The sequence below is a fragment of the Leptolyngbya sp. BL0902 genome (genome assembly GCF_016403105.1).
Lineage (GTDB): Bacteria > Cyanobacteriota > Cyanobacteriia > Phormidesmidales > Phormidesmidaceae > Nodosilinea.
Genome location: NZ_CP046155.1, coordinates 2,308,619 through 2,321,995, shown reverse-complemented (window position 1 = coordinate 2,321,995; position 13,377 = coordinate 2,308,619). Strand labels below are relative to the sequence as shown.

At 57.5% G+C, this 13,377-nt stretch carries 10 protein-coding genes; 8 read left to right on the top strand and 2 right to left on the bottom strand.

Going from position 1 to position 13,377, the window contains the following annotated elements; translation table 11 throughout:
• Window positions 1–36 precede the first annotated feature (36 nt).
• The 4 genes from GFS31_RS10300 to GFS31_RS10285 all read left to right on the top strand — a co-directional run bounded on the left by GFS31_RS10300 (window position 37) and on the right by GFS31_RS10285 (window position 6,032).
• The gene (locus GFS31_RS10300; RefSeq protein ID WP_198804749.1) at window positions 37–1,101 is read left to right on the top strand and encodes a serine/threonine-protein kinase; all 1,065 of its coding nucleotides are present in this window, start codon (window positions 37–39) and stop codon (window positions 1,099–1,101) included.
• Window positions 1,102–1,268: 167 nt separating this feature from the next.
• Window positions 1,269–4,073 carry a UPF0182 family protein gene (locus tag GFS31_RS10295; protein ID WP_225907373.1) on the top strand — a complete coding sequence of 935 codons (2,805 nt, stop codon included), beginning with the start codon at window positions 1,269–1,271 and terminating at the stop codon, window positions 4,071–4,073.
• Between the two features lie 343 nt (window positions 4,074–4,416).
• Window positions 4,417–4,611: an NblA/ycf18 family protein gene (locus GFS31_RS10290; protein ID WP_198804748.1), complete on the top strand. Its 195-nt coding sequence runs from the start codon at window positions 4,417–4,419 to the stop codon at window positions 4,609–4,611.
• Window positions 4,612–5,156: 545 nt separating this feature from the next.
• Window positions 5,157–6,032, top strand: coding sequence for a universal stress protein (locus GFS31_RS10285; protein ID WP_198804747.1), 876 nt, complete (start codon window positions 5,157–5,159; stop codon window positions 6,030–6,032).
• Between the two features lie 129 nt (window positions 6,033–6,161).
• On the opposite strand, the gene gap is transcribed toward GFS31_RS10285, so the two are convergent.
• Window positions 6,162–7,187, bottom strand: coding sequence for a type I glyceraldehyde-3-phosphate dehydrogenase (gap, locus tag GFS31_RS10280; protein WP_198804746.1), 1,026 nt, complete (start codon window positions 7,185–7,187; stop codon window positions 6,162–6,164).
• 452 nt (window positions 7,188–7,639) lie between these two features.
• Between gap and GFS31_RS10275 the strand changes: the two genes are divergently transcribed.
• From GFS31_RS10275 to GFS31_RS10260, 4 genes are all read left to right on the top strand, one after another.
• On the top strand, window positions 7,640–9,322 hold the full coding sequence (locus GFS31_RS10275; RefSeq protein WP_198804745.1) for a glycosyltransferase family 39 protein: 1,683 nt from the start codon (window positions 7,640–7,642) through the stop codon (window positions 9,320–9,322).
• Between the two features lie 161 nt (window positions 9,323–9,483).
• The gene (glp, locus tag GFS31_RS10270; protein ID WP_198804744.1) at window positions 9,484–10,740 is read left to right on the top strand and encodes a gephyrin-like molybdotransferase Glp; all 1,257 of its coding nucleotides are present in this window, start codon (window positions 9,484–9,486) and stop codon (window positions 10,738–10,740) included.
• A 36-nt stretch (window positions 10,741–10,776) separates the two neighbouring features.
• Window positions 10,777–12,084 carry a PQQ-dependent sugar dehydrogenase gene (locus GFS31_RS10265; RefSeq protein WP_198804743.1) on the top strand — a complete coding sequence of 436 codons (1,308 nt, stop codon included), beginning with the start codon at window positions 10,777–10,779 and terminating at the stop codon, window positions 12,082–12,084.
• 123 nt (window positions 12,085–12,207) lie between these two features.
• A complete protein-coding gene (locus tag GFS31_RS10260) occupies window positions 12,208–12,771 on the top strand; it encodes a cupin (protein WP_198804742.1) in 564 nt (187 codons plus the stop codon).
• A 26-nt stretch (window positions 12,772–12,797) separates the two neighbouring features.
• Here the strand turns inward: GFS31_RS10260 and GFS31_RS10255 are convergent, their stop codons facing one another.
• Entirely contained in the window at window positions 12,798–13,241 is a 444-nt protein-coding gene (locus tag GFS31_RS10255) for an S-layer homology domain-containing protein (protein WP_225907372.1), read from the bottom strand.
• Window positions 13,242–13,377: the final 136 nt, after the last annotated feature.

Here is a 13,377-nt window from a genome sequence, read left to right as displayed (position 1 = left end):
GCGCCTCCCTGGTTCTGCGGCCCTCGGTTTTTTCCTATGTCAGACCCCGTCGTCTCATCCTCCCATGGGCATCGTGATCGCAGCTTCAGCGGTGAAATTGGCGCGTTTTATCAGTCCCAGGCCCTATTTCGGGAGCGCTACCGCGTGTTACGCGCCCTGGGGCAGGGAGGGTTTGGCGTCACCTATCTGGCCCAGGATATGCGGCTACCGGGTCAGCCCCGCTGCGTGATTAAGCAGTTGGCCCCCCGAACCAAAAATAATCTGTCCCTAGAGCGGGCCAAGGTGCGCTTTCGGCGAGAAGCTAAGGTGTTGGCCAACTTGGGCAGCCACTCCCAAATTCCCTCCCTGCTCGACTACTTCACCATTCGGGGTGAATTTTATCTGGTGCAGGAATATATCCAGGGACAGACGATTGCCCAGGAAGTTCGCAAGCAAGGCCGCCAAACCGAGGCCCAGGTGAAGTTTTTCTTGCAGGAAATGATTCCGGTGTTGCAGTTCATCCACCGCAACCGCATCATTCACCGCGATATCAAACCCCCCAACATCATCCGCAGCGAGTTTGACCGTCGCCTGGTGTTGATTGACTTTGGGGCAGTGCGAGAGTTTTTGACGGATTTGGAAGACGCCCATGCCCACCAGGCTCCCGTCAGCCAGTTTGTGGGAACGCCGGGGTTTGCGCCGCCGGAACAACTGGCCCTGCGCCCCTGCTACAGCAGCGACATCTACGCCCTGGGCATGACCTGCCTGTTCATGCTGACAACCCGCACCCCCATCGAGTTTGACAGCGAACCAAAAACAGGCCAGGTGCGCTGGCGACACACCGTTACTATCAGCGACCACTTTGCCACCGTCTTGGACAAGATGCTGCGCCCTGATCCTCGGGATCGCTACGAGTCCATCGACCATTTGGTGCGGGATTTGGCCCTAGAACCCCACCTCGACAGCCTTACGCAATGTCTATCCACCACTCGGTCAGCTCCGCCCCCTGCCCCCACGGAGGAACTATCCACTACCCAGTACCTCACGGCGGTACAACGGCAGGCCCAGGCGATTCGGGCTTGGCGCAATCGGCGCTTTAATCGGGCCACCTCTTCCTCCTAGGATCCTCAATCCCTGCGCCCAAGGGTGGGCTTCTTTTGGCAGGAACTTCCTGAGAAGACAATCCTTGGGAGGGCCACACCCTTGAGAAAACGTTACCAAGGGCTAACCCCTTTTCTCCCTTGGGTTAGGATCAGGGCGAACGCTCAACACTCTAGATCCTAGCCCCTGTGACTTTTCCCAAATCTTCCAAATCTGCATGGCCCACCTATCGCGGCGGTCGCTGGCTACCCTGGTTATTGGTGGCCGTGGCAATCTTGGTGATGATGGGTAGCCTGGTTCACCTGCTGACGGAATCCTGGTGGTTTCAGTCGGTGGGCTATGGATCCGTCTTTGGCAAGCGGCTGCGGTGGCAGTTGGGGCTAGGGCTGGGCACCTTTGGGCTCACGGCCCTCTGGCTGTGGGGCAACTATCAACTGGCCAGGGTGATTACCCGCGAACGCAGTTATCGGTTGTCTAGCCGCTACAGCAGTCCTCAGCAGCAGGAACAGTTTGAACAACTGCTGCACCTGGGCGGTTTGGGGGCCATTGGGCTGCTGGCTCTGGGAGCGGCGTGGCGGGGGGCAGCGGCCTGGGAGCGGGTCTTGCGGTTCCTCAATCCCTCCGACTTTGGCCAAGCCGACCCAATTTTTAACCACGACATCGGCTTTTACCTGTTTCGCCTGCCCCTGTGGCAGGGCTTGCAGAGCAACCTGCTGGGGCTGGTGGTGTGGGCGCTGCTGCTAACCCTGGCCGTCTACGGCATGAAGGGGGAAATTCGGCCTGAGCGGGGCTGGAAGTATTTCCTCACCGGGGAGGCCAAGGCCCATTTGTGTTTGCTGTTGGCGGCGCTGGCGGCGCTGCTGGCGGTGGGCTTCTGGCTGGATCGCTACTCTCTGCTGTATTCGGAATCCGGGGTGATTTTTGGGGCAGGCTATACCGATGTCCATGCGCGGCTGCAAGCCTACTGGCTGATGGGCTTTGTCACCCTGGCCATTGCGGTGCTGTTTGTGTTGGCCCTGTGGCGCAGCGGCTTTTCCCTGCCGATTGTGGGTATGGGGCTATACCTGGCGGTGCTGATTCTGGTGAATGGGCTGTACCCCTGGTTTCAGCAAAACTTTGTGGTGGAGCCCAACGAACTCACCATGGAGCGGCCCTACATCGAGCACAATATCGCCTTCACCCGCCAAGCCTACAACCTGACGGAGGTGGTTGCGGAGCCCTTTCCCGCCGATAGTCCCCTGGATCGGGCCATTTTGGACAACAACCAGCCCACGGTTCGCAACATTCGCCTGTGGGACGATGTGCCGCTGCTGAGTTCCTACAAGCAGCTTCAGGAAATTCGGCTCTATTACAACTTCAGCGATGTCGATATCGACCGCTACACCCTCAACGGCGACTATCGCCAGGTAACGCTCTCCGCCCGCGAGCTATCGGTGGCGCAGTTGCCGCCGGAGGCCCAGAACTGGATTAACCGCCAGCTCAAGTTCACCCACGGCTTTGGCCTGGTGATGAGCCCCGTCAACCGGGTGGCCAGCAACGGGATGCCGGAATTTTTCCTGCGGAATGTGCCGCCGGACTCCAATGTGGATTTGGCCCTGGATCAGCCCCGCATTTACTACGGGGAGGACACCGCCAACTACATTTTCACGGGCACCAACACCGACGAATTTGACTACCCCCTGGGTGACACCAACGCCACCTACCGCTATACCGGACAGGGGGGCGTGCCGCTGAATTCCCTCCTGCGCCGCCTTGCCTACGCCTACGACCTGGGCAACCTGCGAATCCTGATTTCCAACTACTTCAATGGCGATTCCCGCATCCACTACCACCGCCTGATCCGCGACCGGGTGCAGCGGGTGGCCCCCTTTCTCACCTACGACAGCGACCCCTACATGGTGGTGGTGGATGGCCGGATGAAGTGGGTAATGGATGGCTACACCGTCAGCGACCGCTACCCCTACGCCGAACCCCTGCAACGCTACAGTACCCTCCTGGCCCTCTCTGACCCCAGCTATGGCCTGCTGCCGCCCAGCACCAACTATATTCGGGACGCGGTGAAGGTGTTCATCGACGCCTACGACGGCACCCTAGAATTTTTTGTCCGCGACACCACCGACCCCGTTCTCGCCACCTACCAAAAGATTTTCCCCGACCTGTTTCAGCCCAGCGAGGCCATGCCCGCCAGCTATCGGCAACACCTGCGCTATCCCCAAGACATCTTCACCATCCAGGCCCAAATGTACCGGGCCTACCACATGGAAAACCCCGAAGTCTTCTACAACCGCGAAGACCTCTGGCGCTTCCCCGAACATTCTGTGGATGGCCGATTGGAAACCATGGCCCCCTACTACATCATCATGAAACTGCCCAAGCTGGAGCAGGAGGAATTTCTGCAAATTCTGCCCTTCACCCCCGCCAACCGCGACAACATGATTGCCTGGTTAGCGGGCGGTTCCGATGGCGAGAATTATGGTCGGCTGATGCTTTATGAATTCCCCAAGCAGGAACTCGTCTTTGGCCCCAGCCAGATCGAAGCCCGCATTAACCAAACCCCGGAAATCTCCGAACAAATCACCCTCTGGGGCCAGCAGGGGTCGCGGGTGCTGCGAGGTAATTTGCTGGTGATTCCCATCGAACAATCCCTGCTCTACGTCCAGCCCATTTATCTACGGGCGGAACAGGGGGCGCTGCCAGAACTGCGGCGGGTAATTGTGTCCTACGGCGATCAGGTGGTGATGCGCGAAACCCTCGACCAAGCCCTAGAGGCCATCTTTGGCGCGGCCCGTCTTCCCGCCATCGAGAGCCCCGGCGGCTCTGACGGCAGCGTTCCCACTCCCCTACCCAGCGATCTGAGCAGCCTGATTCAATCGGCCCTCACCGCCTACCAAGACGGCCAAACCGCCCTTCAGCAAGGCGACTGGCAGCGCTATGGTCAAGCCCAGCAGCAGCTCGAAACCCTGCTGCAACAACTGGCGGAACAGACGCCCTAGTTCCCGGCTTCCCCATTCGACGATCCATCAGCCCACCGTCTTTTCGGTGAATCGTTCGTCCTGAGCATTTTTACTCAGTCATTATTGCTAAAAATTGTAAACCTTTAGTCCAGTTAAGCCACTTTAGGGCTTACTGGCTATATCGTCGCCCTGTCAAGTTAGAGCCTTTGTCAAACAATTGTTATAATTTGTAAAACATTGTTCAAGGGCCGCATCTTGACCATGTTTCTTTCCCTAGAGTTCTCTGGGCTGCTCTCACCGCCCAGGCCCTAGGAAAAGCGGCGTACTCAGTTGGGCTATCCAACGATAGGCCCCAGCGTTGTTCTCTCTCAGGAGTCGAACCATGAACGAACCGATGCAACTTTCCCTAGAGCAGCAGTTTAACCTCAGATCCTTCGAGACCCAGGTAAACCAGATGAGCCGTGAACAGGCCCAACAATTTCTGGTCAAGCTCTACGAGCAAATGATGATGCGCGAAACCATGTACAAGCAGTTTCTGAAGCACGAATGGGGCATTGGCCCAAATCCCCAAATGTAGCGTGCTTAGATCGCGCCTTCCGAGGTTTCGCTAGTCTGTTTTGAAGATGGCGACCTCCCTCTCTCGCAGGGTTCTCAAGAATCAGGCAAGGGATGTTGGGGCCTCCGCTTCTTAACTACTGCCTCAGACCGCGAGTCCATATCCCCTGGTGTTGTTGCATCAAAACTGGTTCCGTCTTCGGTTTATCTGATCTGCGTCGAGCCCCTAGGAGCTAGGGTCATCATCAACCCGCTACTGAAATGATGATTTTTGCCTTTACTCCCAGATGTTTGCCCCAGATGCTTCAAGCTTTCTCCGCTTCCTTGGTGGAATGCGGTCAGTGGGTTCAGGATCTACGCTAGCTATGCCATTGCCTTCCCTGCGGGGATGCCCTGTCCCCTGCGTTGAAACATTCTGTCCAAACGTTATCGTAGTGGTAGCGGGGTATGGCCATAGCTGACCATGCTGGCTAAGTACCTGCGGTTGAGCGTCTGCGAACGACGTCTGGACGGGTATTGGGCAGGGCTTGCCCCTTTGCACTGAGACGAGGCAACGACGAGGCAACTATGTTTCAACGCGCTCTGATTTGTACAGATTTTACCGATGGGATGCATCGTCTGGCGCAGTTTGTGCCCAGTCTGGCAGCCGGGGGATTTCAATCCCTCACCTTTTTTCATAACGTTGCCATTGATGCGGAGCGGGAAATTCCTAGCAGTGACCCAGAACTTCTGGCCCAGCCCAAGCGGCGCATCACGGATATCCTGCGGAATGTGCCTGACCACGTTGAGGTGAAGGTGGAGGTGCAAATGGGGCGGGCCAGCGACAATATTCTCCGCCTTGCCAAGCAGTGTAAGGCCGACGTGATTTTTCTAGGATCGCCGACCCGGACGATGCTTGAGGAAAAGCTGTTTGGCAGCACCACGATGCAACTGGCGGAAAAAACCTCCGTCCCCCTGATGATTCTGCGGCCTCAGCTGATCTCCACCTACACCACCGCCGAGCTAGAGCTACGGGCGACTCACCTATTCCGCTACCTGCTGCTGCCCTACGATGGTCAAGAAATGGGCCACACCTTAATTGATAAGGTACGACAGCAGGTGCAGGGCAACCCCCACTCGGTGCTAGAGCGGGTACGGCTGCTGTGGGTGATTGATGACAATATCCGCCGCGAATTTCATGGCGATCATCCCGTTGAGCAAGCCCAGGCGGAATGCGAGAAAATTCAGGCGGATCTCTCCAGCCTGGGGCTGGTCGTCAATACCACCGTTGTGGAGGGCGACCCGATTCAACAAATTATGCTCACCGCCGAACAGTACGATATCGGAGCGATTGCCACCTGTGCCAGCAGCCTCGGAGGATTCCTGAAGTGGTCTACCCCCAGCCTCACCCGCGACATTCTACGCCGCAGTTGGCATCCCGTCCTGTATTTCCCGGCCCGCTAGCCTGGGTCGGCCAGAGGATACCTCTGGCCGTCGGTGCCATCCTACACCCGCACTCCTTTCGCCGGAGTGCGGGATTCGTTTAACGACCCTGCGCCCTAAACGCCCTCATCCTGGGCGGACGCTGGAAGGCTAGAGGATGCCGTCTTTTTGGGCCATGTAGGTCATCAGGTCGAGCACCCGCATAGAGTAGCCCCACTCGTTGTCGTACCAGGCCACCACCTTGAAGAAGTTGCTGTTGAGGCCAATGCCTGCCCCGGCATCAAAGGTGCTGGAGTGGCCATCGGTGATGAAGTCGGAAGACACCACGTCGTCCTCGGTATAGCCCAGGATGCCCTTCATTGGGCCTTCGGCGGCGGCCTTCATGGCGGCGCAAATGTCCTCGTAGGTGGTGGCTTTTTCGGTCTTGAAGGTGAGGTCAACCACCGACACGTTGGGGGTGGGCACCCGGAAGGCCATCCCCGTCAGCTTGCCCTTGAGTTCGGGCAGCACCAAGGTGACAGCCTTCGCCGCCCCCGTGGAGGAGGGAATGATATTCTGCCCTGCCCCCCGACCACCTCGGAAGTCTTTTTTAGAGGGGCCATCCACCGTGGGTTGGGTGGCGGTGACGGAGTGTACCGTGGTCATTAGCCCTTCGCTGAGGCCGAAGTTGTCGTTAATAACCTTGGTGATGGGGGCCAAACAGTTGGTGGTGCAGCTCGCGTTGGACACGATGGTGTCCTTGGCGGGGTCGTAGGTTTCGTGGTTGACGCCGACCACCATGGTGTGAACTTTGTCGGGATCTTTGGTGGGAGCCGAGAGCACCACCCGTTTAGCCCCAGCCTGAACGTGCTGAGACGCCGTATCGAAGGTGGTAAAGAGCCCGGTAGATTCTACTACGTAGTCTGCGCCCAGGGTGCCCCAGGGCAGTTCCGCCGGGTTTCGCACCGCCATACAGGGGATTTTTTTGCCGTTGACGATGATGCCGTCTGCCGCTGCCTCTACGGTGCCGTCAAAGCGGCCATGGGTGGAGTCGTACTTGAGCAGATAGGCTAGGTTGTCTGGGGGTACTAGGTCGTTAATGCCAACAAACTCGATGTTGGGGTTAGTGAGGCCACCCCGAAGCACCAAGCGGCCAATACGGCCAAAACCATTAATACCAACTTTTAGCGTTGCCATGCTGGATTATTCCTCGCGTAGATGGGGCTCAACCGAGATAGGTTACGGAGGCTACAGGGTGACTGACAGCCCTTTCTGATAGCCCGCCTATCGCCTAACGCCCGCGCAAACGAGATCACGATAAACCTTGGGTTAGGCGTTGTCCACCAGAGGGTGAGGCCCTTACCAAGGAGCTTATTTGTTCTCTAGTCCGCCGCCGTTGCTGGGTTGAGGGATCGTGAAGGATGCCCTCCTGAGCTTAGGGTGGCTTGGAGAAATCATCCTTATCCTTCTCCATGTAAACGGCAAATGGCCCAAGGGCCGCAGATTTACGCTTTTCCTTCAGAGTTCAGGGATATTGCCTTGGTGGTCAATGGGCTGAAGGCTACAAGACTAGGGCTACAATTCAGACATTCATTTTTTAAGCCACTGACGTGAAACCCAGTTATTATCATGGTCTAGTGCTAATCAGCATGGTTAGTCTTTCCCTGCTGCTGCGATTTTTTTATCTTGACTTTCGACCGATTTGGCTAGATGAATCCTACACAGCTCTCTTCAGTCTGGGCCAGGGATTTGATGCAGTTCCTCGTAATATTCTTCTGCCTGTCTCAGCCATTCATGATATTTTCACTCTTCGTCCTTCTAGCTGCCCTGAAATTGCTCATCGAGTCGCCACTCAGGATATTCATCCTCCACTCTTCTTTTGTGGACTACACTACTGGCTCAAGGGAATTGCCCAGTTTGATGTTTCCCTAGCCTGGGGTTTGCGATCATTTTCGGCAATCCTGGGGGTGGTTTCAGTCATCGTTCTGTACGCGCTCAATCGTGGCGCTTTTTCTCCTATGGCAGGATTAATGGCCGCTGCATTGATGGCAGTGTCTCCTTTTCATGTTGACCTATCCCAGGAGGCCCGCCACTATACAGCTCCAATGTTGTGCGTTGCCTTAGCCTTGCTAGGGCTAGTTCAAATCATCAACAACCTAGGCCATCAACGAATCCAGCTCTGGATTTGGATATTCTGGCTGCTAGTGAATATTATCGGACTGTATACTCACTACTTCTTTTTAATTGCTGTAGTAGCTCAGATAGGAACGCTATTGCTATGGATGCTGAGGCACCGATCTCATCTAACATTTCGCCATTGGACTATGGCAGGGTTAGCCATAATAGCCCTTTTATCGAGCTACCTTCCCTGGTTGCCTATCATTTTAGATCACATGGGGAGGCCAGAAACCAACTGGATAGCGCTCTCTAGAACAAGCTGGGTGAACTATATTCCACCCATTTATCAAAAGTTAGCTGGCTGGATCATTATGGTCGTCAGCTTTCCCGTTGAGCAGCAACCCGCATGGATCGCCATCCCTATGGGTGTGTTGATGGTGGTATTTTTCGGGTGGCTGATGAAAGAAGCCTACGGCGGCTTGCGTCAGCTAAGGCACGATTCGAGGGCGAGAACTTCCGCTCATATCTTAATCTGCTTCATTGGTTTGGTCTTGCTTCAGTTTTGGGTTATCATTTATGTCCTTGGCAAGGATCTATCCCTAGCACCTCGCTATAACTTTGTTTACTATCCTGCTGTTTGCGCTTTGCTAGGAGCTACCTTAGTTAATCACCGATCTCAAGAGAAATGGTCGATTAATTCATCAAAATTGTCTCGTATTAACATTAGATTCAAATCAGCCCTGCCTCTCTTAGCTGGAGGAATAAGCTGCATCTTTGTCATATTCAATCTAGCCCTCACCACGCCCTATAATCCTGAAAATTTGGCTGATGAAATAGTACCATCCTCACCCCCGCAACTCTTTCTAATGCCCTATCAAGGGGATACTGAAATTGCCCTGGGCCTCAGCTTAATGTGGGAAATCAGCCAACGAAGTAACCTACAGACTACACCCCTCTACTGGTCTTTCCTGCCTTTCTCCACGCCCGACCCCCGCCCTACCGCATCCCTTGATGCTGTGCCCTTGGTGCCCCTGCCCACGGCGACATCTGTAGACCTGTGGCTTCTAGGATTTCGCTGGCTTCCCAAGGATTTTCCAGATCAGATTCAGGGTTTCAATGCCGATCAAGACACCATCCTTTGCCAAGCTAAGCCGGATACTTGGTCTTCGGCGACGCTGCCCCACCAGCAGTATGGGTGTGAACCTGTCTCCTAGGGGCTTCTCTGGTGAATCTTTTATCACTCTACAGCAGCCTCCCCGGCTCTGGCACCAACCAGCCTTAGCCTGGGCCGAGGGGTCGGAAAACCCTGCCAAGACTTGCTGGGGTTAGCCTAGAAGGGTAGGCTCAAAACGTAGCGTTAACCCAGGACAGCCCCATGGTGCCAGCGGCGGAGGCGGAGGCCCTTATCTTATCTCTAGTGCATCCCCTCGATGGGGCGGAGGCCGTGGAAACGGTGCCATTGGGGGCGGCGGCGGGGCGCATTTTGGCCCAGCCCGTCACGGGGAGCTTGGATATGCCCCACTGGGATAATTCCGCTATGGATGGCTATGCTGTGCGCTATGCCGACGTTGTCCAGGCTGGGGCCAATCACCCCGTATCCCTGGCGCTGACCGAAATCATCCCCGCCGGAAAGCCCCCCACCCAGCCCGTGGCCCCAGGACAAGCGGCCCGCATTCTCACGGGATCGATGATGCCCGTCGGAGCAGACACAGTGGTGATGCAGGAAGTGACCCAGCGCCAAGGGGATCAGGTCTTCATCCTGGAAGCGCCCCAACCCGGTCAGTTTGTGCGCCATCGTGGCAGCTTTTACCAGGCCGGACAACCTCTCATGTCCGCAGGAACTGCGTTAGGTGGGCCAGAATTGGCGGTGTTGGCAGCGGCTCAGTGCGTCCAAGTCCCGGTGTTTCGGCGGCTTCGGGTAGCCATCCTTTCCACTGGGGATGAGCTGGTGAACCCAGAAACGCCCCTCCAGCCGGGGCAAATTGTGGACTCTAACCAATACGCCTTGGCGGCGCTGGTGCAGGCAGCGGGGGCCGAAGCAATCCTGCTGGGCATTGTGCCCGACCAGCCGGAAGCCCTAGCGGTGGCAATTCGGTCTGCGCTCTCCCGATCCGATGTAATTCTGTCCTCCGGCGGCGTTTCCGTGGGGGATTTTGACTATGTCGATCACATTCTGACCGATTTAGGAGCAACCCTCCACATTCGTGCCGTGGCGGTGAGACCGGGTAAACCCTTAACCGTAGCCACGTTTCCGGCAACGGCGACCCAGCCTTCCCCCACGCTGTACTTTGGCCTGCCGGGGAATCCAGTTTCGGCCCTGGTGAGCTTTTGGCGCTTTGTGGAACCCGCCCTACGGAAGCGGTCGGGTCTGAGGGAAAACTGGTCGCCTACGTTTGTTGAAGCCGTTACCCAGTCCTCCCTCAAGGGCGGTGGCCCCAGGGAAATCTACCTCTGGGGGCGGCTGTCTCCCAATCCCGAAAATCCTAGTCGTTACGACTTCACCTTGGCTGGAGGGAGCCACAGTTCTGGCAACCTGGTAAACCTGGCGGGGGCCAATGCCCTGGCGGTGGTGCCCGTAGGTACAGAAATCCTGCCCCAGGGGGAGGTCGTCCGGGTGATGGTGGTGCGCTAATGGAAGGGAAACCAGCGTTTGCGTAGAGGTATAGCCATGACGGCAAGAGGTTTGGGACAGCCACGACGGGATCGGTTATTCGGGCTCAAGCAGTCCCTTATCTGGGTGGCACTGCTGTTGGTGGGCTGTACTTCGCCCACACCGGAGGCTGAGGCGATAGATCCATCATCGGCTCCGTCATCAACGGACACCCCCCCTACGGCAACCGCTTCAGGGACAATGGGTTTCGATCCCTTGGCCCAGGCCCCCGCAACGGTGGCGGCTAATCCTGATGCTCCAGCCGATGCGTCGGTGCAGGCGGTGACGGTATTAGAGGGGCTAGAGCATCCCTGGGGCATGGCCTGGTTGCCCGATGGCACGCTGCTGATTACCGAGCGACCAGGGCGGGTGCGGCGGGTGCGGGATGGCGTCCTCGATCCAGAGCCGCTGGCCGGGGTGGCTCCGGTGTTGGCCGAGCGCCAGGGCGGCATGCTGGACATTGCCCTGCATCCCCAGTTTGAAGACAATCGCTGGGTGTATTTGGCCTATGCCCACGGCACCGCTGAGGCCAATCGGCTGCGGGTGGCACGGGCCAGACTGGAGGATCAGGGGTTTACCGACTGGACGGTGATCTTTGAAACCAACCGCGACAAACCCCAGGGGCAGCACTTTGGCTCGCGGCTGCTGTGGTTGCCCGATGACACCCTGCTGGTGGCGGTGGGCGATGGCGGCAACCCGCCCCTGCGGCTGGATGGAGAACTGATTCGTCACCAGGCCCAAAATCGCCAAACTCACCTGGGGGCCATTGTGCGGCTGAATGACGATGGCACCATCCCCGCCGATAATCCCTTTGTGAACACCGCCGAGACCGACCCGGCCCTCTGGAGCTACGGCCATCGCAATATCCAAGCCCTGGCGCTGGATGCGGCAACGGGGCAGGTGTGGTCTACGGAACACGGTTCGCGGGGAGGGGATGAACTGAACCTGCTCCGAGCGGGGGAAAACTACGGCTGGCCCCTCGTCACCTACAGCGAAGAATATTCCGGCGGCCCCATCTCGGATGCGGTGTCGCGTCCCGGCTTAGCGGATCCAATCTTGTACTGGACGCCCGCCATTGCGCCGTCGGGGCTGGCGGTGTATCGCGGCGACCGTTACCCCCAATGGCAGGGGCAGTTGTTTGCCGGGGGGCTGGTGGCCCAGGCGGTACTGCGCTTGGAATTGGATGATCAGGGGCAACTGGTCAGCGAGGCACGCATTCCCATCGGTCAGCGGGTGCGAGATGTGCGCCAAGGCCCCGATGGCCTGATCTACGTCCTCACCGACGCCCCTAACGGTCGCCTGGTGCGCCTGGAGCCTAACCCCTAGCCCAGCAAATGCGCCGCCATCCCAAAGGCGGTGGCACTGAAGAACGCCCCATTCCCAGTGCTACCGCCCTTCGTTAAGGTAGAGATAACCCCAAGGGGCTAATCTACTTTTTTGGGTACTCCCATGCATCACAACTGGTTAGTCACCGACGACGGCCAATATCGTCCCTTTGGTCATCCTCACTCCCTCGAACCGGGGCAATACTACCGCCTCTACCGCTTTCTCACCGATGTGGAAGACATCCTCGCCACCTTCCACGACGATATCAGCCGCATCGAGGCCATCACCCCCCTGGTGCGAAAGCTGCTGAGCAGTTCCTACTGGCTAAAAACCACCGCACTGACGCCTGATCCAGAGAAGGGCTGGGCCAGCCGTGACCTCTATCAAGAGCACGAGTTTCCCCTTACCCTACAGATGGTAACTTGGCTACCGGGGCCTGAAATTGCGCCCAAAACCTACGATACCTGGGGCATCCTAGCGCTGGTGAGCGGGCAGATGCGCCATGAACTGGGGGGGCCTTCCCTTGGGGTTGACCCACCCCAGCCAGAACCCTTTACCCAAGACCTTATCCTCAATCCAGGGGACGTCATCGCTTTTACCCATCACACCCGCCACCGCCGCATAACCTTGGGGGAAACGCCCACCGTGGCCTTAGCTCTCTACGGTGCCCCCCACCTCAGGCCCTAGGGTAGCCGCCACCGCAGCCTTGGCCCCTAGGGGCTGAGCGTATCGAGGGTATTGTCCAGCGACCTCAGATCTTGGAGATCTTGCTCAAGGGCTTGTCTGAAGGTCTCTAGGCTCTGGCGTTGGCCGTGCTGCGACTGAAGGAGCGTATTCAGTGCTCCTAGGCAAGCGTCCATTCCGGCGGCAAACTCATAGCGAGTCACGGCGTTTTCCCCGCGAAAGGTGCCGTCAGGATAGCCCCCCACGCAACCGTACACCCCAGCAAGGTTAAGCAGGGCTTGGTAGGCCCAGTGGTCGCTGGGAACATCGGTAAAAGGTAGAACAAGGGGCTGGTTTTGGGCCTGGAGACTAGAACTGGCGTCCGGCCCGGTTTCTGGCCCTAGATCAACCTCTGCCTGGGCCGTCGCCGCTAATCCACCGCCCAGGGCCAGCATCAACACCGTACTCCAGGGCATCCATCCTACGTGTTTCATAGTCTTCGGCTCTTCCTCTAGAACTGATAGCTGGGGCTAGGGATTACAGACGATGCTGGGCAGCAGGGGTTGCCTTCTATGGTTCTGTTATAGCGAATTCGTAGGGGATCCATCCATAACGCCTCGGAGCCTGATC